27 protein-coding genes and 1 pseudogene are annotated in these 25515 nt (G+C 61.6%); 17 read left to right on the forward strand and 11 right to left on the reverse strand.

Annotated features, from left to right (window positions below; translation table 11 throughout):
• The first annotated feature begins 11 nt into the window (after positions 1–11).
• From NCT04_RS10990 to ureG, 9 genes are all read left to right on the forward strand, one after another.
• Positions 12–689: an amino acid ABC transporter permease gene (locus tag NCT04_RS10990; RefSeq protein WP_244825988.1), complete on the forward strand. Its 678-nt coding sequence runs from the start codon at positions 12–14 to the stop codon at positions 687–689.
• Positions 686–1336 (forward strand): amino acid ABC transporter permease, encoded by a 651-nt coding sequence (locus NCT04_RS10995; RefSeq protein ID WP_244825990.1) that lies wholly within the window; start codon positions 686–688, stop codon positions 1334–1336. The genes NCT04_RS10990 and NCT04_RS10995 overlap by 4 nt, the downstream gene beginning before the upstream one ends.
• The gene (locus NCT04_RS11000) at positions 1323–2042 is read left to right on the forward strand and encodes an amino acid ABC transporter ATP-binding protein (protein ID WP_244825991.1); all 720 of its coding nucleotides are present in this window, start codon (positions 1323–1325) and stop codon (positions 2040–2042) included. Before NCT04_RS10995 ends, NCT04_RS11000 begins: the two co-directional genes overlap by 14 nt.
• A 101-nt stretch (positions 2043–2143) precedes the next feature.
• Positions 2144–2446, forward strand: coding sequence for an urease subunit gamma (ureA, locus tag NCT04_RS11005; protein WP_244825992.1), 303 nt, complete (start codon positions 2144–2146; stop codon positions 2444–2446).
• Between the two features lie 4 nt (positions 2447–2450).
• Positions 2451–2756: an urease subunit beta gene (locus NCT04_RS11010; protein ID WP_244825994.1), complete on the forward strand. Its 306-nt coding sequence runs from the start codon at positions 2451–2453 to the stop codon at positions 2754–2756.
• 16 nt (positions 2757–2772) lie between these two features.
• A complete protein-coding gene (gene ureC / locus NCT04_RS11015) occupies positions 2773–4479 on the forward strand; it encodes an urease subunit alpha (RefSeq protein ID WP_250465361.1) in 1707 nt (568 codons plus the stop codon).
• Positions 4480–4487: 8 nt separating this feature from the next.
• A complete protein-coding gene (gene ureE, locus NCT04_RS11020; RefSeq protein ID WP_250465362.1) occupies positions 4488–5132 on the forward strand; it encodes an urease accessory protein UreE in 645 nt (214 codons plus the stop codon).
• Positions 5132–5812, forward strand: coding sequence for an urease accessory protein UreF (locus tag NCT04_RS11025; RefSeq protein ID WP_250465363.1), 681 nt, complete (start codon positions 5132–5134; stop codon positions 5810–5812). Before ureE ends, NCT04_RS11025 begins: the two co-directional genes overlap by 1 nt.
• Positions 5813–5844: 32 nt before the next feature.
• The gene (ureG, locus tag NCT04_RS11030) at positions 5845–6492 is read left to right on the forward strand and encodes an urease accessory protein UreG (RefSeq protein WP_250465365.1); all 648 of its coding nucleotides are present in this window, start codon (positions 5845–5847) and stop codon (positions 6490–6492) included.
• A gap of 15 nt (positions 6493–6507) precedes the next feature.
• Here the strand turns inward: ureG and NCT04_RS11035 are convergent, their stop codons facing one another.
• The 4 genes from NCT04_RS11035 to NCT04_RS11050 all read right to left on the reverse strand — a co-directional run bounded on the left by NCT04_RS11035 (position 6508) and on the right by NCT04_RS11050 (position 10198).
• A complete protein-coding gene (locus NCT04_RS11035; protein ID WP_250465495.1) occupies positions 6508–7569 on the reverse strand; it encodes a DMT family transporter in 1062 nt (353 codons plus the stop codon).
• Between the two features lie 90 nt (positions 7570–7659).
• Positions 7660–8322 carry a hypothetical protein gene (locus tag NCT04_RS11040; protein ID WP_250465368.1) on the reverse strand — a complete coding sequence of 221 codons (663 nt, stop codon included), beginning with the start codon at positions 8320–8322 and terminating at the stop codon, positions 7660–7662.
• Between the two features lies 1 nt (position 8323).
• On the reverse strand, positions 8324–9700 hold the full coding sequence (locus tag NCT04_RS11045; RefSeq protein ID WP_250465369.1) for an AAA family ATPase: 1377 nt from the start codon (positions 9698–9700) through the stop codon (positions 8324–8326).
• 81 nt (positions 9701–9781) lie between these two features.
• Positions 9782–10198 (reverse strand): hypothetical protein, encoded by a 417-nt coding sequence (locus NCT04_RS11050; protein WP_250465370.1) that lies wholly within the window; start codon positions 10196–10198, stop codon positions 9782–9784.
• Between the two features lie 160 nt (positions 10199–10358).
• Here NCT04_RS11050 and NCT04_RS11055 point away from each other — a divergent pair, with 160 nt between their 5' ends.
• Complete coding sequence (locus tag NCT04_RS11055; protein WP_502800366.1) at positions 10359–11609, forward strand: glycosyltransferase; 1251 nt, start codon at positions 10359–10361, stop codon at positions 11607–11609.
• Positions 11610–11624: 15 nt separating this feature from the next.
• Here NCT04_RS11055 and waaA read toward each other — a convergent pair whose 3' ends face one another.
• From waaA to waaC, 3 genes are all read right to left on the reverse strand, one after another.
• Entirely contained in the window at positions 11625–12947 is a 1323-nt protein-coding gene (gene waaA / locus NCT04_RS11060; RefSeq protein ID WP_250465496.1) for a lipid IV(A) 3-deoxy-D-manno-octulosonic acid transferase, read from the reverse strand.
• Positions 12948–12991: 44 nt separating this feature from the next.
• A complete protein-coding gene (gene kdoO / locus NCT04_RS11065) occupies positions 12992–13876 on the reverse strand; it encodes a Kdo hydroxylase KdoO (RefSeq protein ID WP_250465374.1) in 885 nt (294 codons plus the stop codon).
• A gap of 68 nt (positions 13877–13944) precedes the next feature.
• Positions 13945–14940, reverse strand: a complete 996-nt coding sequence (waaC, locus tag NCT04_RS11070) for a lipopolysaccharide heptosyltransferase I (RefSeq protein ID WP_250465375.1) — start codon at positions 14938–14940, stop codon at positions 13945–13947.
• 197 nt (positions 14941–15137) lie between these two features.
• Here waaC and NCT04_RS11075 point away from each other — a divergent pair, with 197 nt between their 5' ends.
• Complete coding sequence (locus tag NCT04_RS11075; protein ID WP_250465376.1) at positions 15138–15569, forward strand: DUF29 domain-containing protein; 432 nt, start codon at positions 15138–15140, stop codon at positions 15567–15569.
• A gap of 61 nt (positions 15570–15630) precedes the next feature.
• On the opposite strand, the gene NCT04_RS11080 is transcribed toward NCT04_RS11075, so the two are convergent.
• On the reverse strand, positions 15631–17031 hold the full coding sequence (locus NCT04_RS11080; RefSeq protein ID WP_244826013.1) for a phosphomannomutase/phosphoglucomutase: 1401 nt from the start codon (positions 17029–17031) through the stop codon (positions 15631–15633).
• 449 nt (positions 17032–17480) lie between these two features.
• Here NCT04_RS11080 and NCT04_RS11085 point away from each other — a divergent pair, with 449 nt between their 5' ends.
• The 5 genes from NCT04_RS11085 to NCT04_RS11105 all read left to right on the forward strand — a co-directional run bounded on the left by NCT04_RS11085 (position 17481) and on the right by NCT04_RS11105 (position 23061).
• A complete protein-coding gene (locus NCT04_RS11085) occupies positions 17481–18743 on the forward strand; it encodes an oligosaccharide flippase family protein (protein ID WP_250465378.1) in 1263 nt (420 codons plus the stop codon).
• Entirely contained in the window at positions 18740–19549 is an 810-nt protein-coding gene (locus NCT04_RS11090; protein WP_250465379.1) for a glycosyltransferase, read from the forward strand. The genes NCT04_RS11085 and NCT04_RS11090 overlap by 4 nt, the downstream gene beginning before the upstream one ends.
• Before the next feature lie 123 nt (positions 19550–19672).
• Positions 19673–20812, forward strand: coding sequence for a glycosyltransferase family 4 protein (locus NCT04_RS11095; RefSeq protein WP_250465381.1), 1140 nt, complete (start codon positions 19673–19675; stop codon positions 20810–20812).
• Between the two features lie 23 nt (positions 20813–20835).
• Entirely contained in the window at positions 20836–21906 is a 1071-nt protein-coding gene (gene galE / locus NCT04_RS11100; RefSeq protein ID WP_250465382.1) for a UDP-glucose 4-epimerase GalE, read from the forward strand.
• Positions 21907–21951: 45 nt separating this feature from the next.
• Positions 21952–23061, forward strand: coding sequence for an MraY family glycosyltransferase (locus tag NCT04_RS11105; RefSeq protein ID WP_244826018.1), 1110 nt, complete (start codon positions 21952–21954; stop codon positions 23059–23061).
• A gap of 46 nt (positions 23062–23107) precedes the next feature.
• Here NCT04_RS11105 and NCT04_RS11110 read toward each other — a convergent pair whose 3' ends face one another.
• The 3 genes from NCT04_RS11110 to NCT04_RS11120 form a co-directional block, all read right to left on the reverse strand.
• Entirely contained in the window at positions 23108–23572 is a 465-nt protein-coding gene (locus NCT04_RS11110; protein WP_250465384.1) for a hypothetical protein, read from the reverse strand.
• The gene (locus NCT04_RS11115) at positions 23569–24036 is read right to left on the reverse strand and encodes an ImmA/IrrE family metallo-endopeptidase (RefSeq protein ID WP_250465386.1); all 468 of its coding nucleotides are present in this window, start codon (positions 24034–24036) and stop codon (positions 23569–23571) included. Before NCT04_RS11115 ends, NCT04_RS11110 begins: the two co-directional genes overlap by 4 nt.
• Before the next feature lie 171 nt (positions 24037–24207).
• On the reverse strand, positions 24208–25029 hold the full coding sequence (locus NCT04_RS11120; RefSeq protein WP_250465388.1) for an alpha/beta fold hydrolase: 822 nt from the start codon (positions 25027–25029) through the stop codon (positions 24208–24210).
• Positions 25030–25316: 287 nt separating this feature from the next.
• Here NCT04_RS11120 and NCT04_RS34685 point away from each other — a divergent pair.
• Positions 25317–25415: pseudogene (locus NCT04_RS34685) on the forward strand (DegT/DnrJ/EryC1/StrS family aminotransferase); the annotation flags it as partial.
• Positions 25416–25515 lie beyond the last annotated feature (100 nt).

Here is a 25515-nt window from a genome sequence, read left to right on the forward strand (position 1 = left end):
CTGCCCAAGCGATGGCCTATGAACTCCAATTCGGCGATCTCACGAACTATGCGGGCATGTTCGCGAGCGGCGCGGCGACGACGCTTGCGCTCACGGCCGTCTCGACGGTGCTCGGCGTAACCGTCGGCGTGCTCGGCGCGGCCGGTCGCAACAGCACGCGGGCGTGGTTGCGCGCATCCGTCGGCGGCTATGTCGAAGCCATCCGCAACACGCCGTTCATCGTGCAACTGTTCTTCGTGTTCTTCGGCTTGCCGGCGCTCGGCATCCACTTGAGCGAATACGTCGCCGCGATTCTCGCGATGACCCTCAATCTCGGCGCGTACAGCATCGAGATCATTCGGTCGGGGATTGCCGCCGTGCCGAAGGGTCATCACGAAGCGGCCGCTTCGCTTGCCATGTCGCGCGGCGAGATCTTTCGTCACGTCGTGCTGCCGCAAGCGATCGCCAAGGTGTTCCCGGCGCTCACGAGTCAGATCGTCATCACCATGCTCGGCTCGGCGGTGGTGTCGCAAATCTCCGTGCCGGATTTGACCTACGCGGCGAGCTATATCCAGTCGCGCAACTTCCGCGCGTTCGAGACGTGCTTCCTGATCACGGCGGCTTATCTCGCGCTCGCGCTGATACTGCGCGCGGCGTTGAACGCGGCAGGCAAGCGCTTTTTCGTCAACAGCCGGAGTCCCGCGCGATGATCGAATTCACTTTCGCTCAGATCGTCGAGAACCTGTTGCTGGCCGCGCGCTGGACTATCGTGCTGTCGATCGTCTCGTTCGTGCTCGGCGGTGTCGTCGGCTTCGCGCTGCTCGTGATGCGCGTGTCGAAGTCGGAGTTTTTGCGCACCATCGTGAAGGGCTACATCCAGATTTTCCAGGGCACGCCCTTGCTGATGCAGCTTTTTCTCGTGTTCTTCGGCTTGCCGCTGATTGGTGTGGAAGTCTCGCCGTGGCTCGCGGCGACCGTGGGTCTCACGTTCTTCACGAGCGCCTATCTCGCAGAGATCTGGCGCGGCGCGGTGGAAGCCGTGCCGAAAGGTCAGTGGGAAGCGTCGTCCAGCCTGGCGATGAACTACTTCGAGCAATTGCGTCATGTGATCCTGCCGCAGGCGCTGCGTATCGCCATTGGACCGACGGTCGGCTTCGCGGTGCAGGCGGTGAAGGATACGGCGCTCGTTTCGATCATCGGCTTCACCGAACTCACGAAAGCCGGCACGATGATCTCGAACGCGACGTTCCGGCCGTTTCTCGTGTACGGCCTCGTTGCGATCATCTACTTCGTGCTTTGCTATCCGCTCACGCGCTATGCGCGGACGCTCGAAAGGAAATGGAATGCCGCTCGTTGAAACCCGCAATCTGCAAAAACAGTTCGGCTCGAATCAGGTTCTGAAGGGCATCGACTTTTCGGTCGAGCAAGGGCAAGTCGTGGCCATCATCGGGCGAAGCGGCTCGGGCAAGAGCACGCTCTTGCGGACCTTGAACGGACTGGAAAGTATCGACGAAGGTTCGATCGAGATCGATGGCGAACATATCGATGCGCGCCGCGCCGACCTCCGCGCGTTGCGTCTGAAAGTCGGCATGGTGTTTCAGCAGTACAACCTCTTTCCGCATCTGACGGCGGGACAAAACGTGATGCTCGCGCAGACGGTCGTCAAAAAGATCCACAAGGCGAAGGCGCGCGCCACGGCCCATAGCGTGCTCGAACGCGTGGGACTCGGCGACAAGTTCGACGCCTATCCCGAGCAGCTATCCGGAGGACAACAGCAGCGCGTGGCCATTGCACGCGCGCTTGCCATGAAGCCGACCGTGCTGCTGTGCGACGAAATCACCTCGGCGCTCGACCCCGAACTCGTCGGCGAAGTGCTGGCGGTCGTCGAAAGCCTGGCTCGCGACGGGATGACGCTCATCATGGTCACGCATGAGATGCGCTTCGCGCGCAAGGTTTCCGACAAGGTCGTCTTCATGCACCAGGGGCGAGTCTGGGAATCGGGCGCGCCCGAAGAGATTTTCGAGCGGCCTTCGACGGTGGAGCTGCAAAGGTTCATTCAGTGAGGCTCGTTTGCCGCGATGCATGGGCTCGATTCCCCATTCCACCCTTGAACCAGTGCTAGCATAGATCACCCGCCCCCAAGCGAAGTCAACGTCCCTGACCGATGAAACTCACCCCTCGCGAAAAAGACAAACTGCTGATTTTCACCGCGGCGCTCTTAGCCGAACGCCGCCGCGCTCGCGGCCTCAAGCTGAACTATCCGGAAGCCATCGCCTTCATTTCGGCGGCGCTCATGGAAGCGGCGCGCGACGGTCAGACCGTCGCCGAGGTCATGCATTACGGCACCACGCTGCTAAGCCGTGACGACGTCATGGAAGGCGTGCCCGAAATGATCCCCGACATCCAGATCGAAGCCACCTTCCCCGATGGCACGAAGCTGGTCACGGTCCACCATCCGATCCCTTAAGCACATGATTCCCGGCGAATACTTTATCGACGACGGCGAGCACGAACTCAACGTGGGCCGCGAAACCGTTACGGTCACCGTCGCGAATCACGGCGACCGCCCCGTGCAGGTCGGCTCGCACTATCACTTCTACGAAGTCAACACGGCACTCAAGTTCGAACGGGCGAAGGCGCGCGGCTTTCGTCTCAACATCGCGGCCGGCACCGCCGTGCGCTTCGAACCGGGACAGGAGCGCACCGTCGAACTCGTCGCGCTCGCGGGCGATCGCCATGTCTATGGCTTCAATGGCCTCGTGATGGGCCCTCTCTGACCAGGATACCTACGATATGACGTTACGCATCGGCCGCCGCGCTTACGCGGAAATGTTCGGCCCGACCACCGGCGACCGTGTGCGCCTCGCCGACACCGACCTCATCATCGAAGTCGAACGCGACTTCACCACGTACGGCGAGGAAGTGAAGTTCGGCGGCGGCAAGGTCATTCGCGACGGCATGGGCCAGTCGCAGCGCCCATCCGCCGAAGTGGTCGATACCGTCGTCACCAACGCGCTGATCCTCGATCACTGGGGCATCGTGAAAGCCGACATCGGCATCAAGGGCGGACGCGTCTTCGCTATCGGCAAGGCGGGCAATCCCGACATTCAGCCGAACGTGAACATCGCGATCGGCGCGGCCACCGAAGTCATTGCGGGCGAAGGCATGATCGTGACCGCGGGCGGCATCGACTCGCATATCCACTTCATCAGCCCGCAGCAGATCGACGAAGCGCTCGCAAGCGGCGTGACCACCATGCTTGGTGGCGGCACCGGTCCCGCGACCGGCACCAACGCCACGACCTGCACGCCGGGCCCGTGGCATCTCGAACGCATGCTGCAAGCCGCCGATGGTTGGCCGGTCAACCTGGGCTTTCTCGGCAAGGGCAACACGAGCTTGGCGGAACCGCTCGTCGAACAGATCAAGGCGGGCGCGATCGGCCTCAAGCTGCACGAAGACTGGGGCACGACGCCTGCGGCTATCGACAACTGCCTTTCCGTCGCCGACGACACCGACACGCAAGTCGCCATCCACACGGACACGCTGAACGAAGCCGGCTTCGTCGAAACCACCGTCGCCGCGTTCAAGGGCCGCACGATTCATACGTATCACACCGAAGGCGCGGGCGGCGGTCACGCACCCGACATCATCAAGGTGTGCGGCGAGTCCAACGTGCTGCCCTCTTCCACCAATCCCACGCGCCCTTACACCATCAACACGCTCGACGAGCATCTCGACATGCTGATGGTGTGCCATCACCTCGACCCGTCGATTGCGGAAGACATTGCATTCGCCGAATCGCGCATTCGGCGCGAGACCATTGCCGCCGAGGATATCCTCCACGATCTGGGCGCGCTTTCCATGCTTTCGTCGGATTCGCAGGCTATGGGCCGTGTCGGCGAAGTGATCATTCGCACCTGGCAGACGGCGCACAAGATGAAGGTGCAACGCGGCGCGCTGCCCGAGGACACCGGACGCAACGACAACTTCCGCGCGAAGCGTTATGTCGCGAAGTACACGATCAACCCGGCGATCACACATGGCATCGCGCATGAAGTGGGCTCCATCGAGCCGGGCAAGTGGGCCGACCTCGTCTTCTGGGAACCGGCGTTCTTCGGCGTGAAGCCCGCGATGATCGTCAAGGGCGGGATGATCGCGGTGGCGCAGATGGGCGATCCGAACGCATCGATTCCTACGCCGCAGCCGGTGCATTATCGCGAGATGTTCGCCACGCGCGGCGGCGCGCTCGGCAAGACGTCGCTGACGTTCGTCTCGCAGATGGCGGCGGAAGCGCGCATTGCGGATCGCTACGGTTTGAAGAAGCAGGTCGTCGCCGTGAAAAACTGCCGCAAGGTGACGAAGGCCGACATGATTCACAATGCATGGCAACCGTCCATCAGCGTCGATCCGCAGACCTATCAGGTGATCGCCGACGGACAACTGCTCACTTGCGACCCCGCCACCGTTCTGCCGATGGCGCAACGCTACTTCCTGTTCTGACGCACGCCATGCGCACTATCGATAAACGCCTTACCGCCAAGCTCGCACCTGTACTCGTCAAACGCGCGCCCACGCTCACGCTCGCCTTCGATGCGCGCTGCAAGAGCCGCCTTGCCGCCACGCTGGACCACGGCGAGGAAGTCGCGCTCGTGATGCCGCGCGGCACCGTGCTCGCGGACGGCGACATGCTCGTCGCGGACGATGGCGGTTTCGTGCGCGTGGTGGCCGCGCCGGAGGACGTGCTGATCGTGCGGGCGCCGAGCGTGCGTCTCTTGACACGCGCGGCTTATCACCTTGGCAACCGGCATACGCCGGTCGAAGTCGGCGCGGAGTATTTGAAGCTCGAAGCCGATCCGGTGCTCGAAGACATGCTCAGGCGTCTCGGTTGTATCGTCGGGCATGAGTCGCAGCCGTTTCAGCCTGAGACCGGCGCTTATGGCGGCGGGCACAAGCACGGCCACGATGAAACCTTCGGCGAGGACTATGCGCTCGCGCAGAAGGTTTATAGCGAGCATCACGGGCATTCGCACGACCATGACCACGAACACGAGCACAAGCACGCTCACGATGCCCATGATCACGATCACTCCCAATGCGGCCACGATCACTCGCATGATCATGGCCACGACCACAAGCACAAGCACGATCACTGATGCAAACCGCTGAACTCACCGCGCTGCTGCATCTGGCGTCGCCTGCGCTGCCTATCGGCGCGTTCAGCTATTCGCAAGGACTCGAAGCGGCCATCGAACACGGTTTCATCCACGATGCCGACAGTGCCCGCGACTGGATTGCAAGCGGGCTCGTCAACGTGCTCGCACGCGGCGAACTGCCGTTTCTCGCGCATCAGCTGCAACGCTGGCACGCGCACGACGAAGCCGCCTTGACCGCGGCGAACGACGAATACATCGCGAGCCGCGAGTCGTCGGAGTTGCGCCGCGAGACCGAGCAAATGGGCTGGTCGCTTGCGCAGTTGTGCGCGTCGCTCGAATGGGGCGATGCCGCGCGCCGCGCCACGCTTGCCGCGATCAAGCCGATTGCGCAACCGACGGCGTTTGCCTTTGCCGCCTTCGCGCACGATGCCGCGCCCGACGCGATGCTCGCCGCCTACGCGTTCAGTTGGGTCGAGAATCAGGCGGCCGCGGCGCTCAAGGCCGTGCCGCTCGGGCAACTTGCGGGGCAGCGCATCATCGTGGCGTTACGCGCGCCGATAGACGACGCCGTGCGCCGCGCGCTGGCGACATCGCCGAACCAGGTCAATACTTTCGCGCCGCAACTCGGCATTTTGTCGGCGCGGCACGAGTCGCAATATTCGCGGCTTTTCCGCTCCTGATCGCAGAAACCGAAGCACTTCAAACAACGCCCATGAACGCCCCTGCTTATTCTTCCGCCGCCCGTCGAACCAAGAAGCTGCCGCCGTTGCGCGTTGGCGTGGGCGGGCCGGTCGGCTCCGGCAAGACCACGCTGCTCGAAATGCTCTGCAAGGCGATGCGCGAGAATTACGATCTCGTCGCCATCACCAATGACATCTACACGAAGGAAGATCAGCGCCTCCTGACCGTTGCGGGCGCGCTGCCCGCCGAGCGCATCATGGGCGTGGAGACGGGCGGTTGCCCACACACGGCCATTCGCGAGGATGCGTCGATCAACCTCGAAGCCGTCGATCGCATGGTGTCGCGCTTTCCGGATGCGGACATCGTCTTCATCGAATCGGGCGGCGACAATCTCGCGGCGACCTTCAGCCCCGAGCTGTCGGACCTGACCATCTATGTGATCGATGTCGCGGGCGGCGAGAAGATCCCGCGTAAAGGCGGACCGGGCATCACGAAGTCGGATCTGCTCGTCATCAATAAAACGGATCTCGCGCCTTATGTCGGCGCGAATCTCAACGTGATGGCAAGCGACGCAAAGAAGATGCGCGGTGAACGTCCGTTCGTGATGTGCAACCTCAAGGCGCTCGATGGCGTGGATACGGTGATCGGCTTCATCGAGAAGAAGGGCTTGCTGGTTTAGGCGCTTCGAGCGCCGTCAATGACGGTGCCGATGATGAATATCCGGAAAATGTGCATGCGTGTGCGTGATCGGCAGATGCCGATGCTCATGCACATGCGGCTCGACGCCATCCCATTCGAAATCGTGTTCATGCCGATGATGCTCGTCATGTCGATGCCGGTGCGTATGCGCGAGCGGCTCGTGCGTGTGGGCATGTTCGTGACGTTCCCGCAAATGTAGCCATACGCCGAGCGTCATTAGCGCGGCGGCGCACCAGAAGAGCATCGAGGGCGATTCCGGCCATAGAAGCAGCGAGAGCGCGACGCCGAAAACCGGCGCAACCGAAAAATACGCGCCGGTGCGCGCCGTGCCCAGATTGCGCAGCGCGACCACGAAGAGAACGAGGCTCACACCGTATCCGGCAAATCCCGCAAGCATGGCCATGAGCATATGCGACGCATCGGGAAGCCGCGCGCCGAGCATGCAGGCGATGCCGAGATTGACCGTCCCCGCGACGAGCCCTTTCACGCACGCGATGACGAAGGCATCGTTCGTCGATACCTTGCGCGTCAGATTGTTGTCGATGGCCCAGCAAAAGCACGCGCCCGCGACCAACAGTGCACCGGACGTCATGCCGCCCGCGCCCGGCTGCCACGAAAGCACCGCGCCTCCGGCGACGATCGCGACCATGCCGAGGAACACCTGAAGGTCGACGTTTTCCCCAAAGACGACCCACGCGATGACGGCGGTGAACACGCCTTCGAGATTCAACAGCAGCGAACTGGTCGCGGCAGGCGTGGCGGCGAGTCCCAACATGAGCAGCGCGGGGCCCGCGACGCCGCCGGCCGCGATGGCGCCGACGAGCCAAAGCGTTTCGTTTCGCGGGATGCGGATGTCGCCACGCTCGACGCGTGTGGCGGAAAGCGTCTGCCGCACGACCAACACGATGGCAAGCCCGATGCCGCTGCCGAGATAGAACAATCCGGCAACCATGAAGGGTGCAAGCGTGCCCAGGAGCGCCTTGGCTATGGGTGTGGTCGCGCCGAATAACGCGGCGGCGAGCAAGGCGGTGAAGGCGGCGTTCGGGCGAGTGGTCATCGCTTCGATTTGCAGGTTGGAGCTTGCTTGTCCTATCGCATCATTCATGTCCGGGACGGCTCGCAAACGCCGCTCAACCTCGGACAAACGTCAGGTGACGATTTCGTCACTAATGCCTGGCAGAGAATCGACGAATATACGAAGACTTTCGTTGTGCCGGCAGCACAGTTCTCTCTTTTCCTTCTTCCGCATAGGCTTCGCAAGCCTCCGATAGTATGCGGCAGTTTTCTCGAATTTCTCTTCCTGCGCCGCCAGAGCCTTCCGAAGTCTGTCTTCACACGTCAGTGTCGCCGTAAAGTCGGCCTTGTTGATGGCGTGAAGCGGTAGAAGCCAGCATTCGAGCGAATGCACGCATATGGCGAATGCAATGCGCTTCTCATACTTCAGAAACTCTTCGACTCCTACCCTAGCAATCAGAGTTGCCCGCACGTCGAATATCAATCTCGCGATGGGCTTCTCTGCTCCGTCGACGAAGCGAGACACTGCAAAATGTTCATGCTCGCAAACGTCGGTATCAATCTGGATGACTAAGAAATCGTTCGTCGCGAAAATTTCGTCGAGCACACCACGGCGCTCCAGAAACGAAAACACATTTTCCCATCCGCCGAAGCTTCCTTGCCGATCTTTATCCGTTGCATCCAGTTCCGGCTGAATGGAGTTGAAAACCAAATCTCCGCCATAAAAGCCGTCCAACAAATATTCAAGGAAGCGCTGATCTGTCGCGCCTTCACAAACAAGGGCAATTTTCTTCATCTTAGAACGAACTTGAAATCCCACCGATCAACCCGCGCATGAAGGCTTCCGACATCTTGAGGTTAGGAAGATTTTCGAAATTCCTGGGCTTCAGCACGCGATCGACCATGGTCTTACCGTCGAGGTTTCTCCTAACCACGAAAAGACGTTGTTCGTCGTCGTCGAGGTTAAGGCCATCTAAAACAGCCGGGTTGTGAGTGGTGAATATGACCTGCTTCTGATTCTTCTTTGCCAGTTCCACCAACTCGCGCATCATGCTGCGACAAAGGCCCGGATTCAATGAAGCATCGATATTGTCGATAGCGAAAAACGGCGGAGTCAAATCGCTCGCAAACAAAAGAAAATAAAACAGCAGGAAGAAGAACCCCTCGTTCGCGCTGGAATACTCAAAGAAGCGTTCGGACTCGTCGACGAAGAAGTCGCGAATCTCCAGCGCCTCATCCTTGCTCTCGTTGGCAAGGCGAAGTCCGTCAAACCAGCCTAAGACGCGCAGCGATGAATCGAGCGATTCCAGAATTTCTTGAGCGCGCAGCATTGCATCGGGGTCGATTCCCTGACCTCCCTTGGCTTGATGAACATAGTACGCAAATAGGCGCGAAACGCCTTCGCCGCTTATTCCCAGAGGCTCTATTTGTCCCTCGCGCCGCGCAGTTCTCAGCGCTGAATTTTCTGGTGAGTAGGTGATGAAGCCGCTAAGATATTTGTGGGTCTTGTCGTGTATTACCGACATAAGCAGAGCTTCAGGCGAGTCTTCGTTGGATGATCTTGCCGATGCATTTAGACCTTTCTTTCCCTGCTCCAATTCCTTACCTAAAACTTCAACGAAGGCGCTGACGACTTTCAGCGTATCAGTTAGTTCACGCGGACTATGAGCGCTGACATTGACGGATTGCAGATATGCCGCTATTTTTCCGCCCTGTTCGGCCACGAACTCCACCTGATCCCCCGGCTGACTCAACGTCCATTTCGAATACGGCTCATTGTCGTTGACCATTGCGAACGACACGTTCTCGTCTTCATTAGAGGACACCGTAACCTTGATCGCCGAGAGAGGATCGACGCCCGCAAATGCCGGCCGCATATCTGCTGGTCTGACGACTCTTATTCCACGCGACACGAGGAATTCGTTATCGAGCTTGCGTGCAGCCGCTGCGCCGGCCAAAGCGATCGCTTCCAGAATGTTGCTTTTCCCCGCACCGTTCTCACCAATAAGAACGTTTACTCGTCCCAGTTCAAGGGGCAAGCTAGTGATTGATTTGTAGTTCTCGATACGAATGGTGGCTATCACTTTGCGGCGCAGTAGTAATGAATTTTGATCGGTCTGGTCCAGCGACGCAGGGTCAGATAAGCATACCATCGTAGATTGCGGGCGATGCAAGTCTCAAGAATGGTCTTCTGGACGACTTCCGTGTCAGCGGTTCTTGCTACTTTTCTTCGAATGCCAATGCTGCAATACTGCTCAACGGGAGCGGCTGGCTCGAAAGATCGACGCCCAAACCGCCCGTATCCGCCGCCCGCGATCCTCGAACAGATACCACCCGACGAGCGCCAGCACACCGGAAGTCAGCCCCGTCATCAAAGGTTCGAGAAACGGAACACCGTAGTGATTCGCATGCGAATATGCGTCGCCGATCATGGTGAGAACACCGACGACGAGCGCATTGCCATATCGATTCAAAAACAGCCTGCGCGCCGGCGTGAATGTGATCAGCACAGCGAGAATGCCCGTGGCGAGCCCTGTCTTGAAAGCCAGCGTCCAGTGCGCGAGGCTCATGACGTTCATCCAGCTTCCCGGCATGCAGGTCATGCACGCGCTCGTCGGTTGCCAGAAGCGTTTCACGAACACGATGATGCGCCGCTTCCATTCGCTCGCCATGACGTGCCTTCTTCGTCCGATGATGATCTTCAACGACGCGCGGCCAGTAACTTTGCCGCATTTTCCGGCGGCTTTCTGCATCGCCACACCCCGTGCGGTAGCATACCGGCTTCCTCGATCCTCACGTTCGCCTGCGCCGAAATTGCGAGCGTGATACATGATGCCCACTGCTGCTTTGTCCGAACAACCGTCCACGAACCCTTTTCCAGGCCAAACCGGAATCGATTCCACGCCCGTCCCCGTCCTCTTCCACATCGTGGACTTCGGCGATGGCGGTATCGAGTCCTCGCTGATTCAATGGCTGCGCGTCTTCGACCGCACGCGCTTCGCCGTCACATTGTCCGTCATGCACCCGTCGCCCGCGTTCGAAAACCGCTTTCGCGCGCTGGTGCCGCCGGACGTGAAGATCGAAATCCTCGCGGAAAAGCCGTGGCTCAACACCTTTCAGGCGCGGCGCTACGCGAAGCGCCTGGGCAAGCTCGGGCGCGTCGGCCGCGATGTCTTCAATACGCTCGTCGTGCGGCCCTATGTGAAGCGTCGTGTAGAAACGCTCGCGCGCCAGCATGCGCTGATCGTCGATTACGACATGTCGCTGCGCCGGCTTGCGGGTCAGTTCGACATAGCGTGGCTCGGCGTGAATCATTTCAGCTTCGACGCGAGGCTTGCCAGCCGTCCGCGCCGACAACGCCGGCTTGCCGAGCAGTTCGCGCGCTACGACGGCGTCGCGGCGCTCAACGATCACATGGCGGCGGAAGCGCGCGCCATGTTCGGCAGCGGGCTGAAGCGGATCTTCGTGTTGCCGAACGCCATCGATATCGAGCGCATTCGGCAGAACGGACAGATCAGCGAAGCAGCGCCGTGCGACGCGCCGTATATCGTCTCCGTCGCGCGGCTCGACGAAATTCAAAAGGACCATCGCACGCTGTTGCGCGCTTATGCCGAACTCGTGCGCGACGGGCAGATCATCGAACATCTCGTGATCGTCGGCGACGGCGCGTTTCGCCGCGAACTCGAAGGTCTCGCCAACGAACTGGGGATCGCGGCGCGCGTGCATTTCATGGGATATCGAAATAATCCGCATGCGCTCGTCGCACGCGCGCGCCTGCAGGTGCTGAGTTCGCGCTACGAAGGCATGCCGATGGTGCTGCTCGAAGCGCTCGCGCTCGGTAAGCCAGTGGTCGCGAGCGATTGCCCGACCGGCCCGCGCGAGATTCTCGGCGATGGGCGCTTCGGTCTGCTGGTTCCGGTGGAATCCGTGGATGAAATGGCGAATGCGCTGCGCCGCGTCTTGACCGACGACACGTTATGCGCCGACATGCAGGCGCGCGCGCTGGAACGCGCGGAGGAATACGGCATCGCGGCGAGCAACGAACGCTTCGCGCGATGCGTTGCGGCCTTGCTGGCACGCTGAGTCGTCGCCGCTGGCTCAACGCTCCGCGTCACTCTCCTCGTCCAGCAACGCACCCAGAATAGACACCGTGCGCTCCGTCGCCCCGCGATGCCGCGCCGCGAACGCCGCGGCCGCCGCGCTCATCGCGAGACGCTGCGGCTTGTCGGTGAACAACTCGCGCAGGCCGCGCGCGAGTTCCTGCGGGTCTTGCACGCGCAACGCCGCGCCCGCCGCGATGGCATCGTTGGTCGCCTGCGTGAAGTTGAAGGTATGCGGTCCGATCAGCACCGGCACGCCCGCCGCGCACGCCTCGATCAGATTCTGCCCGCCAAGCGGCAACAAACTCCCACCGATAAACGCCAGATCCGACGCCGCGTAGTACGCGCCGAGTTCGCCCATGGAATCGCCGAGCAAAACCTGCACGTTCGATGGCAACGGCTCCGGCACGTCCGCGCCCGATCCCGCCGCCACGGCCTTTGGCGCCCACACTGAACGGCGCGCGCTCTTCATGCCGGCGGCCGCGATCATCGCCGATACTTCATCGAACCGTTGCGGATGGCGCGGCACGAGAATCAGCAACGCATCGGGCACGTTCAGCGCGGCGAACGCGCGCAGCACCAAAGTTTCCTCGCCTTCGCGCGTGCTTGCCGCCACCCACACCGGCCGATTGCCGATGGCTGCGCGCCAGGCCTGTCCGCGTGCGACGAGTTCAGGCGGCGCGCTCATGTCGAACTTCAGGTTGCCGAGCACCGCGACATTGCGCGCGCCAAGCGCGATGAGCCGCTCGGCATCCGAAGGCGTCTGCGCCAGCACGCGAGAAAAGCCGCCGAACACTTCGCGCACCGCGCGCCCGAAACGCGCCGCGCGCTTGAACGAACGCTCCGACATGCGCGCGTTCGTCAGCACGAGCGGCACGTCCGCGTGCTTGCATTCGTCGATGAGCGTCGGCCACACTTCCGTCTCCATCACGATGCCGAGCGACGGCCGCCAGGCACGCAGAAAACGCCGCACGAAACGCGGCGAGTCGTAGGGAAGATAAGCGCGCATGACGCGATCGCCATAAAGCTGCTCGCCGGTCGCGCGGCCGCTTGGCGTCATGTGCGTAATGAGCAGCCGCGCTTCGGGATGCGTCTTGAGCAACGCTTCGATGAGCGGTTGCGCCGCGCGCGTCTCGCCCACGGACACCGCATGCACCCAGACGAGCGGCGCGAGATCGTCGGCGCGGCGCGCGGGACCGCGACCGAAGCGCTCGGCAATATGCTCGCGATAACCGCGCTCCTTGCGGGAACGAATCAACAGACGCAGCACCGCAAGCGGCGCAACGAGCCACCACGCCGCGCGATACACGAGCCTCATCAGCACCGCCGAGGCAGGCGGCGCGCCGGCTCCGATAGCTGCGCCGTTCAAACGAGCGCCCTGCCCTTGAGACGTTCGAGAATGCCGAGCGGCGCGCGCTCAGGCCGCGCCATCGACTTGACGGGCAGAAAGAACGTCTGCTCCATCATGAACTGGCCGGACATCACCGCGTGCGACGTCTGGTCGGAGAAACAGACCCATACCGAGCCGGGCGGAAACGGCATCGTCACTTGCGGCGAAACCTTTTGATAATCGAGATCGGCTTTCATCGCGTCGTGCAGATGCAGCATCAGGTGATCGTATTCGCTGCGCTTCGACTTCGTGATGTGCAGCAGATTCATGAGCCACGCCGCGCCCGGCGTCTGCGCCTTGATGTTCGGCAGGAAGCGCTTCGCCATGTCCTCGAACGGCTCGCCCACGCGCCACACGCGCGGCGCGCCTTGCGGGTTCACGTTGGTGAAGACGCGCAGAATGCGTTCGCCGTAATTCGGCCGCGACGGAAAGGCATCGACGTGAAGACGGCTGTCGTCCTTGCGCCAGGATGTCTCGCGCGTTTCCACCTGATGCAGCCGCAAGCTGGTTGGCGCGACGCGCAACTTGCCGTCGTATTCGGGGAAGAGGCCATCCACCAGGGAGCGCGCGTTCGTCTGATAGCGCGCGATGAGCGAGCGCACCGCCGACTGCATCACGTTGTCGCCGAGCACGCCAGCAAGCGCGCCGCCGTTGGGCGCGAGGCTGATGTTCTTGCGCTTCGGGTCTGCAATGCGCGGGTCGAGCAGCGCCTGTTCGCCGCCCGCAATCTCGAAGCGCAGATTGGGAAAATAGAGGACTTTGCCGTTTTCGACGCCGGCGAGCAGCGTTTCGCGCGGTACGGAAAGATTTTTGCCGTGCCAATCGCACGAAGCGACTTCGATGATTTGAGATTCCGTCATGTGCCTTCGACCTTGAGTTGCTTGGCGCCTGGAAACGTAATGCGCGACGGGCACGCTATCACGGCACGCTACAAGAGACCGAAGCCCGCGAGCGCTGCCTTGACTTCGGACAACGTGGGATGCCGGCTCGCGTCGCCAAGATTGACGACCTTCGGCGACCAGTAGCCGCCGGTGCGCCAGGCGGTCGAGAAATTGTACAACTCGACGGTCGGACGCTTCAGCGCCGCCGCGATATGAACCAGCCCGGTATCGACGCCAACGGTCGCGGCCGCGCCATCGATCAGCCCGACGACCGCGGGCAGCGAGAGTTTCGGCGGCACGATGGCAGCCGCGCCGAATTCCTTCGCGAGTTTCTCGCTCGTCGCGCGTTCGGCTTCGTTGCCCCACGGCAGCACGATCGATGCACCGCGCGTGACGAGCGCCTGTCCGAGCTCGATCCACGCGGCTTCGGGCCATTGTTTGTCGGCGCGGGAGGTCGCGTGCACGAACACGACATAAGGCACCGGCAGATTCAGCCCGAGCTCTGAAATGGCGAGCGTTGCACGGCGCGTATCGATGCCGAAGTCGATATCGTCGGTGGGCTGCGGGCGCGGCAGATCGAGCGCGGCGGCCACGAGCTGGCGCGTGCGTTCGACCACATGCGTGCGCGGCTCGATCGGCACGCGGCGGTCGTAGAAAAAGCGCACGGGCCATTCGAAGCCCGCGCCTTCCGTGCGATTCGCCAAGCCGACGAGCGGCCCGCGCGCCCAGCTCGCGACCCACGCGGTCTTGATGAGCCCTTGACAGTCGATCACGAGATCGTATTTCTCGGCGGCGAGCTGGCGCTTGAACTTGCCGATCTCGCGCCAGTTCGCGGGCGACGCGAAACTCTTGCGCCAGCGTCGCAGCGAAAACGGGATCGCGCGATGCACGCCATCGACGAGTTCGACGAGACTCGCGAAACTTTCCTCGACGAGCCAGTCGATCCGCGCATCGGGATAACGGCGGCGAATGTCGGCGACGACCGGCATGTTGTGAACGACGTCGCCAAGCGACGACACGCGAACGATCAGGATCTTTTGCACGCTGATTGGGACAGGCGCGGATTCGCGTTCGGGCGATTCTCGCGGTGAATTGGAGATGGGGAAACGGGATTTTAGCGCGGGTTGTGCGCGCGGCGGCGCTCGCTGTCTCCTGAAGCGATTTAAGGGCGCAAAAAAGCCGGTAACACGACGATCACCGGGCAAGCCGTACCGGATATCCGACCACAAAGGGAGCTGCGATGGAAACGCGTTACGAACAGGACGTGGTGGCGTGGGCGCGGGAACAAGCCGAGCTGCTGCGGGCCGGTAAGTTCTCGGCCATCGATGTGGAACCTATCGCAGAGGAAATCGAGGACGTCGGCAAGAGCGAACAACGCGAGCTTTCCAGCCGTATGGCCGTGCTGCTTGCGCATCTTCTCAAGTGGCAATACCAACCGGGACGTCGTGGCTCGAGTTGGCAGCGTACGATCAAGGAACAGCGCCGCGCCGTCGGCGTCGCGCTGCTAAAGACGCCGAGTCTGAACACTTCGTTGCGCGACTCGGGCTGGCTCACCGGAACGTGGACCGATGCCGTTTCGAAAGCCGCCGAAGAACAAGGACTAGATGCGTTCCCGGAAGAACTGTCCTGGTCGACCGACCAGATTCTTTCGGCAGAGTTTTATTCCCAATGAAAAACGGCGCGGTTTGCCCAACCGCGCCGCTTCCCAACCATCTAGACCCACTCCGTCCAAATCAGAACGGCAGCTTCGCGTCCGGCTTTTCCGCCAGAATCACGCGGCGGAAATCTTCCTGAATGCGCTTCAACGCCTCTTCGGTGTCCGCCTCGAAACGCATCACCACGACCGGCGTCGTGTTCGACGAACGCGCGAGACCGAAACCATCCGGATATTCGACACGCAATCCGTCGATGGTCAGCACATCGTCCGCGCCTTCGAACTTCGCCGACTTCTGCAAGCGTCCGATCAGTTCGAAGTTTTCGCCTTCTTCCAGTTTGATCTGCAATTCAGGCGTCGACAGCGAGTTCGGCAGGTCGTTGAGCAGCTTGCTCGGGTCGTCCACGCGCGAAAGGATTTCGAGGAGTCGCGCGCCCGTGTAAAGGCCGTCGTCGAAGCCGTACCAGCGGTCCTTGAAGAACACGTGACCGCTCATTTCGCCCGCGAGCGGCGCGCCGGTTTCGCGCAGCTTCGCCTTCACGAGCGAGTGGCCCGTCTTCCACATGACCGGCTCGCCGCCCTGCTCGCGCACCCACTTCGCGAGATTGCGCGTGCACTTCACGTCATAAATGATCTGGCCGCCCTTGTTGCGCGACAGCACTTCCTGCGCAAACAACATCAGCTGGCGGTCCGGATAGATCATCTGGCCGTCCTTCGTCACCACGCCGAGACGGTCGCCGTCGCCATCGAATGCGAAGCCGATCTCGGCATCCGTTTCCTTTAGCGCCTTCATGACGTCCTGCAGATTCTCGGCATGCGCCGGGTCCGGGTGATGGTTCGGGAAGTTGCCGTCGATGTCCGTAAAGAGTTCGACCAGCTCGCAACCGAGCGCCTTGAACAGACGCGGCGCAAGACCGCCCGCGACGCCGTTGCCTGCATCGATGACGATCTTCATGCCGCGCACCGGCTTCACATCGGAGAGGATTCGGTCGAGATAGATCTGCTGGACGTCGAACTCGGTGTAGCTGCCTTCGCCCGTTTCGAAGTCGTCGTTGACGATCCTCTGATACAGGCTCTGAATCTGCTCGCCGTAGATGGCCGCGCCGCGCAGCACCATCTTGAAGCCGTTGTAGTCGGGCGGATTGTGGCTGCCCGTCACGACGATGCACGAATCCACGCGCCGCTCGCCCTCGGGCAAGGGCAGCGGCACGCTCGCGGCGAAGTAGCCGACGGGCGTCGGCACCATGCCGATATCGATGACATCGACGCCCGCCGCGCGCAGGCCGTCCGCGAGCGCGCCGACGAGTTCCGGGCCGGACAGACGGCCATCGCGCGCAACGACGACGGAATCGCCGCCCTGCTTGCGGATCTCGCTGCCGAACGCTTGGCCGATGTTCTTCGCCACGTCCTTGTCGACCGTCTTGCCGACGATGCCGCGGATGTCGTAGGCCTTGAAAATGGATTGGGATACCTGGGTCATAAGATGGCTACCTCTTCTCGTTTGATTGATGGATTCTCGGCGATGCAGCCATGAGGGCGTGCAGGTCGAAACGTGATCGATGTAAAACGCGCCGGCATGCAAGCGCATGCCAGATGACGGTTCGAATTCTGCCTGCAAGTGTGCTTGCGCATCGCGACCGCGGCTTCGAGGATCGAGCTTCGGTTCGCACTTATAATCGCTGTCTTTCAGCGCTTTCCACGTTTTCATGCTGCGCGTCGCGGTAAAGCCTCGCGCGCTCATTCTAATCCAATGCCTAATCGCTCTTTCGCCTCGATGCCCGGGAATGAGGCGCCTTCGCGCGCCACCACACAAAAGTATTTTCCGTTGCGGCGAACGTTTGTCGCGAAGCTGGCGAAAATCGCGAAAGCGTCGGACCGTCAGGTTTTGCTAGCACACGGCATGCCCGACCACACCTCGGTACGCGCGGCATGAAGGCGTTGACGCGCTCGGGCAATCCGGACGTCGCGCGGGCGCTCGCCAACATCGTCTGGCTCGGGCTCGAAAGGCTGACGCAAATTGCAATCGCCATCGTCATTTCGGGGCTGCTCGCGCGCTATCTCGGCCCGGACGCGTTCGGCAAATGGCAGTACGCGAATACGCTTTTGCTCGTCATCGCGCCGATCACGTGGGTCTGCGGCGCGGAAATTCTGGTGCCGACCATCGTGAAGGAACCACCCGCGCGCACGGGCGTCGTGCTCGGCAGCGCCTTCGTGCTGCGCATCGCGGTATCGGCGATTGCGCTCGTCGTGACCTGGACATGGATCGCGGCGGGCTTCACCGACCCGCTCGTGGGTGCCATGCTCGCCGGTCTTGCGCTCACCATGTTGTTTCGCGAGCCGTTCATCGGCGTGATCAACGCGTGGCTGCAGAGCATGACCTACAGCAAGCCGCAATTGATTGCGAGCATGTTCACGGCCATCGTCAAGGCGGCGCTCGTCTATGCCTTCGTGCGCATGGCGATGAGCGCGGCGAGTTTCGGCTGGCTGTGGGCGCTGGAAGCGGCGGCGATAGGCGGCGTGCTTCTCGTGTATTACATGCGGCGGCACGGCGGCAGGCTCGGCTGGCACTTCGACCGCGCACTGTTCAGGCACTTCGCGAGCGCGGGTATGGTGTTCTGGATCGGCCTCATCTGCATGTATCTGTTCCTTAAACTCGACCGGCTGATGCTCGCGCATTGCGTATCGTTCGCGGAACTCGGGCTTTATTCCGCCGCGCAGCAATTGAACGAGAACTGGATTGCGCTTGCGCTGATGCTGGCGCAGACCATCGCGCCGGCGTTCGTTTATCGCGTGACGGACACCGCGCAACTGAAGCGCAATCTGTGGCGCCTCTTCGCGCTGACCGCCGTTTTGATGGTCGCCGGCGCCGCCGTGCTCGACGCCCTCGCGGGCTTCATCATCACGCGAGTCTTCGGGCCGAACTATGCGGGCGCCACGGAAATTTTCCGCTGGGCGGTGTGGCTTTCGGTGCCGGCGGGCATCGAGGCAATCGGCAATCTCGTGGTCCTGAAATTTCAGGCGAAGTACGTGCTGCTCGCGAAATGGCTGCTCGCGCTCGGCGTCGCGTTCGCGGTGAATGCGTTCGCCATTCCGCGCTTCGAAGGCTACGGCGCGTTGATCGGACTGGCTGCGGGTTATCTGGCGGCGGCGTCGGTGAATTTCTATTACATACGCTTGCGCCTGTCAGCATGAACGCTCTCTCCGATGTCGCCGTCCTCATTCCCGCGTACAACGGTCAGGCCGACCTGGAACGCACGCTCGCCTCGTTCGATGAAACGTCGCCCGTGCAAGTGCTGATCGTCGATGACGGCAGCACGCCACCCATCGTCGCGCCGGTCATCGACGGCATGCGGATCGCGATTCTGCGACTGCCCGAAAACGGCGGGATCGAGCGCGCGTTGCAGGCCGGCATCGAAGCGCTTGCCGCGCGCGGTTTGCGCTACGCGGCGCGTATCGACAGCGGCGATCTCGCGACGCCCGGGCGGCTCGCGATGCAGCGTGCGTATCTCGAGGCGCATCCGCGTGTAGCCGCGCTCGGCATGTGGACGCACGTGGTAGCCACCGGCGGCGCGCCGCTCTTCGATCTCACGCCGCCGACCGAACCGGACACGATCCGCCGCATGATGCTCGCCCGCTCGTGCTTCGCGCATCCCTCGCTGATGCTGCGTGTCGAGGCGGTGCGCGAGGTCGGCAACTATCGCGCGGACTATCGCGCGGCGGAAGACCTGGATCTGCTGCTGCGTCTGCTTGCACGCTACGACGGCGCGAATCTGCCGGCGTTCGGTCTTTACTACGAGTTGAACGAGAACGGCATCAGCGCCACGAAACGCCGCACGCAGACGCTGTCAACGCTGCGCCTGCAATGGCGTTACTTGCGGGCGGGCAACGTGTTCGACTGGGCGGGCATCGGCAAGAGCATTGCGCATCTGCTGCTGCCGTATCGCGCGCTCAAGGCGTTGAAGGCGAAACTGCTGCGGCCTTCCACGCCCACGAAATAGTTGCACCCTGAACTTATTGTCGAATTGCTTTCGATTGATTTTGCGCTACGGTTGGCCGTGCACAAGCGCAAGCGCGCGGCATGTTCCGCCTCGCACGGCGAACCGTAAAAGAACGACTCCCGGATGACGAAACCACCGCAGCGCCTTCGCATCGCCCTCGTGTGCAACACGGCATGGGCCATTTATACCTACCGGCGCGGCGTGCTGCGCATGCTGACGGACAACGGAGCCGAAGTGACGATCATCGCGCCGCGCGACCGCACGTTCGAACCGCTGGAGGCAATGGGCTGCCGCTGCGTTGAATTGCCGGTGGCGTCCAAAGGCACGGACCCGCGTCAGGACCTGAAGACGCTCGTCGCGCTGTATCGCGAATATCGCGCGACGCGTCCGCATCTCGTTTTCCACTACACGATCAAGCCGAATATCTACGGCTCGCTTGCGGCCATGCTGGCGCGCGTGCCGTCGATTGCGGTGACGACGGGACTCGGCTACGTGTTCATCCAGAAAAGCCGCACGGCGCAGATCGCCAAGCGGCTTTATCGCTTTGCGTTCCGTTTTCCGCGCGAAATCTGGTTTCTGAATCAGGACGATCTCGCCGCCTTCAACGATGAAAAACTGCTTGTGCACCCGGATCGCGCGCGCCGTCTGCATGGCGAGGGCGTCGATCTCGACGAGTTCGCCTTCGAGCCGTTGCCCGAACGCGAAGACTTCGTGTTCATCCTGATCGGGCGGCTCTTGTGGGACAAGGGCGTGGCCGAATACGTGGAAGCGGCGCGACGGCTTAAGCGCCGCTATCCGCATGCGCGTTTCCAGTTGCTGGGGCCCGTTGGCGTCGATAATCCCAGCGCGATCGGCCGCACGGACGTAGAAGCGTGGGAGCGTGAGAATATCGTCGAATATCTGGGCGAAGCGAACGACGTTCGGCCGCTCGTCGCGGCGGCGGATTGCGTCGTGCTGCCTTCGTATCGCGAAGGCGTGCCGCGCACCTTGATGGAAGCCTCCGCGATGGGCCGTCCGATCGTCGCGACCGACGTGCCCGGCTGCCGCGAAGTGGTCGCGCACGGCGAAAACGGCCTGCTTTGCGAAGTCAAGAGCGCGGACAGCCTTACTGCGCAACTCGAAAGCATGCTGACGCTGCCACGTAGCGCGCGCGAAGCAATGGCGCAACGCGGCCGCGAGAAAGTCACCCGCGAATTCGACGAAAAAAATGTCGTCGAACGATACAAGGGCACAATACACGCCATAACCGGCATTTCACTCTGATTTCGATTTCTGGGGAGCACACGATGAATGGCAACGGGGCGCATGAGAACGCGGCGCAGGACACGGCACAAACCACCTCGCGAGGCACGATTCTGGTGACAGGCGGCGCGGGCTTCATCGGTTCGCATACCTGCGTCGAACTGCTCGGCGCGGGCTACGGCGTGGTGGTCATCGACAATCTCGTCAACAGCCGCGCGGAGTCGCTCAAGCGCGTGGAGCGCATTGCGGGCAAGCCGGTGGCGTTTTATCAGGAAGACGCGCGCGACGAAGCCGCGCTTCGCCGAATTTTCGATGCGCACGAGATCACCGGCGCGATCCACTTCGCCGCGTTGAAGGCGGTGGGCGAATCGGTCGCGAAGCCGATCGAGTACTACAGCAACAACATCGGCAGCCTGCTTGCCGTGCTCAACGTGATGCGCGAGCGCAACGTGCGCAACTTCGTGTTCAGTTCGTCGGCAACGGTGTACGGCGTGCCGCGGAGCGTGCCGATCGACGAGAGTTTTCCGCTCTCCGCGACCAATCCGTACGGGCAATCGAAGCTCATCGCCGAGCAGATCTTGCGCGATCTCGAAGTGTCCGATCCGTCGTGGCGTATCGCGACGCTGCGCTATTTCAACCCGGTCGGCGCGCATGAAAGCGGGCTCATCGGCGAAGATCCGGCGGGCGTGCCGAACAATCTGATGCCTTACGTGGCGCAAGTGGCGGTCGGCAAGCTGGAACGCCTGCGCGTGTTCGGCAGCGACTACGAGACGCCCGACGGCACCGGCGTGCGCGATTACATTCACGTGGTCGATCTGGCGCGCGGGCATATTGCCGCAATCGATGCGCTGAAGTCGCTCGACCGAAGTTTCGTCGTCAATCTCGGCACGGGACAAGGCTATAGCGTGCTGGATGTGGTCAAGGCATTCGAAACGGCGTCGGGCAAGCCAGTGCCTTACGAACTCGTGCCGCGCCGTCCGGGCGATGTCGCCGCTTGCTACGCCGACCCGGCCGCGGCGCTCGCGCTGATCGGCTGGCGCGCGGAACATGGCATCGAGCGCATGTGCGCGGATCACTGGCGCTGGCAGTCGCAAAATCCGCGAGGCTTTGCCTGAGGCGTCGCGGCGCCTTGCTTCACTCGTATCAACCGGTCCTATTTCATGCTTAGTTTCGCGCTCGCTTTTCTGGTGTCGCTGCTGGTGACGTTGTTGATCGTGCGGTTCGCGCACCTGCATGAAGGCGTGCTGGGCGACACCGATCTTGCCGGCGTGCAGAAGTTTCATGCGCGACCGGTGCCGCGCATCGGCGGCGTCGGCATTTTATGCGGACTGACGGTATCGGCCGTGCAATTGCGATGGAGTTACCCGCTCGTTTCGGGCGGGATACTCGGCATCATCGCGTGCGGCATGCCGGCGTTTCTCTCCGGCTTGATCGAAGACATGACCAAGCGCGTCACGCCGCTCATCCGGCTTGTCTGCACCATGGCGGCGGCCGGGCTCGCGTATGCGGTTCTCAATATCGCGGTGACGCGCATCAGCGTGCCGCCGCTCGACTTTCTGCTTTCCTACGCGGTCATTTCCTGCGCGGTCACGGTGATCGCGGTGGCGGCGCTCGCCAACGCGGTGAATATCATCGACGGCTTCAACGGCCTCGCTTCGATGGTCACGTTCATGATGTTCGCCTCGCTCGCCTACGTGGCGTTTCAGGTGCACGATCCGGTCGTGCTGTCGGGCTCGCTCATCATGATGGGCGCGGTGATGGGCTTCTTCATCTGGAATTTTCCGGCGGGACTGATCTTTCTCGGCGATGGCGGCGCGTACTTCGTCGGTTTCATGCTCGGCGAACTGTCAATCCTGCTCGTGATGCGCAACCGCGATGTCTCGGCATGGTATCCCGTGCTGCTTTTCATGTACCCGATCTTCGAGACGTGTTTCTCGATCTACCGCAAGAAGTTCATTCGCGGCATGTCGCCGGGCATTCCGGATGGCGTGCATCTGCATATGCTGGTTTACAAGCGGCTGATGCGCTGGGCGGTCGGCGTGCAGAATGCGCGTGAACTCACGCGACGCAATTCGCTGACTTCGCCCTATCTCTGGCTGCTATGCCTGATTGCGGTGATTCCCGCGACGTTGTTCTGGCGGCACACGCTGCATTTGTTCTGTTTCGTGATGGTGTTTGCGGCGACTTACGTGTGGCTGTACATCAGCATCGTGCGATTCAAGGTTCCACGATGGATGGTGTTTCGACGGCCGCACGTGGTGCGCAAGTGAATCATGTTTTCTAAACCGCCCGTGTCTTGCCCGGGCGGTTTTGGTTTCAGGCGGGGGATTTGGGGCTGCGACCCAGATACTCCTTTAGAGCATCGCCGATTTCGCTGATGACCGTTTGCCAGATGGTGATGCTGTTCTTGTTGTCGTCTTTGTCTCCGAGTTGCCGGAATACCAGGCGGACGATGGGCAGCATGGACACGGCGACCAATGAAGCCAGCACCACAAGCGGCGCCAGCAACAACTCGACATGCGATGAATAGTTTTGGGCTGAAGAACTGAAAATGCGCCAGCCGCACGTGATAATCCAGGTCGCCAGCATTGCCACGAGCGTCGCGATCAGGGCCGCCATGCCGAAGAACGCGTAGTGCCTGAACATCCGATATTGCCGGCGGTCAGCGATATGTTCCACGATCAAGGAACTCTGTTCAGCCGTCGTTCGCGTGGTATCAAGCTCGCCAAGCGAAGCATCGCTATCGGCTTGCAACGTCCTGACATCGATGTCTGCGTTCATGGGGCCCACCCCATTTTTTTGAGCTTGGTTCGCATCGCCATCGTTCCAACACCAAACGATTCCGCGAGCTTGATGTAGCTCGTGATATTGCGCTTTTCGATCAGGATATCGACTGCAAAATGCGGAATTAGCAGTTCCAGCGCGAAGTCATTGGCTTGCTGTTCCCGAAATTTGAATTGCACGTATTTCAGTTGGCGATGCGTATCGACGAATCGCTTGCCGTGCTTGAGCACGAAATGACCCAGCTCATGCGCCACGACGAATCGCTGGCAAATCTTGGTCTCGTTCGGATTGATATAAATCTTGGGATGCCCCTCCACGATCTCGAACCTTCCGCACGCGTCCCCCAGCGCCGGGTCGTACTCGACCGTGACGCCCGCCTTGCGGGCAATCACAGCCGGGTCGACTGGTAGAAAACCGTTCCAATATTTCGAATGTAAAAAGTGTGCCTGCATCTCCGGCATAATTCCTGCCCTCCATCAACAAAATAACCCTCGCGTCAATTACTTCGTCATCCTTCGCGATCCTGTCGTTCGGAGTCTATCATCCACGATACATCTATCCTGCGCACCTCATCCGAATGGCCAACGCGTAACGCGTGACTCGCCCGCAAGAACGAGTCACGCAAAGCCTGTTTAACTCTCGATGAAAGCCAGCAAGTCCGCATTCACCTTATCCGCCTCGACCGTGCACATGCCGTGCGCGCCGCCCGGATACACCTTCAACGTCGCATTCTTCACGATCTTCGACGCCTTCTCCGCCGCCGCGCCGATGGGCACGATCTGGTCGTCGTCGCCATGCAGAAAGAGCGTGGGCACGTCGAACTTTTCGAGGTCGGCCGTGTAGTCCACTTCCGAGAACTGCTTGATGCACTCGTAATGCCCCTTGATGCCGCCGCGCATGCCCTGCAGCCAGAACAGGTCGCGCACGCCCTGCGAAATCGTCGCGCCTTCGCGGTTGTAGCCGTAGAACGGCATCGTCAGATCCTGATAGAACTGCGAGCGATCCGCCGCCACACCCTGGCGTATGCCGTCGAAAACGTCGATCGGCAAGCCGTCCGGATTTGCCTCGGTCTTGAGCATGAGCGGCGGCACCGCACCGATCAGCACGGCCTTGGCCACGCGCTTCGTGCCATGTCGGCCGATGTAATGCGCGACCTCCCCGCCGCCCGTCGAGTGGCCGACGAGCGTGGCGCCCGTGATATCGAGCGTGTCGAGCAGCGCGGCGAGATCGTCGGCATAAGTGTCCATGTCGTTGCCTTCCGACGGTTGATCCGAACGACCGTGTCCGCGACGGTCGTGCGCGATCACGCGGTATCCCTTGCCCGCGAGGAAAAGCATTTGAGCGTCCCAGGCATCGGCGTCGAGCGGCCAGCCGTGCGAGAACACCACCGGCTTGCCGCTGCCCCAGTCCTTGTAATAGATGGAGGTGCCGTCTTTCGTCTTGATCGTGCTCATCGTGTGGAACTCCTCGAAAATCCAACAATTGGGAGAAGCGCGGTTTCCGCGCTGCAGCCTGCGCCAATGGCGATGCCTATCACGCACGCGCGCGATGTCTGCAGTGAAGTGTGAAGCGATTGTGTGACCGGCGGACGTGATACGAACGGCAAAGCGCCGCATCCGAAGCGCGTGCTTGCCGAAGCCTGGAAGGGATCGAGGCGATGGCGGTCCGGACAGCGACCGTGGCGCAAGCCCTCAATTGATACGCGAAAAATTATGAGTGCGCCAGTGTTGAATCGACGGGAGTGGATATGGACCGGCTTTACGCCATCGCGCGCGCCCACAAGCCGCGCGTGATCGAAGACGCGGCGCAGGCGTTCGGTTCGAGCATAAACGGCAAGCGGTCGCGTCTTCCGGATTCGGGAGGGAAGGACAGCGGCGCAATGGCCGCTTGCACGCAGAAGATGTGAAAAAACCTCGGCGCGGCGCCAGGTCGAACATCAC

Origin of the sequence: Caballeronia sp. GAFFF2 (assembly GCF_023631485.1) — a bacterium.
Classification (GTDB): Bacteria; Pseudomonadota; Gammaproteobacteria; order Burkholderiales; family Burkholderiaceae; genus Caballeronia.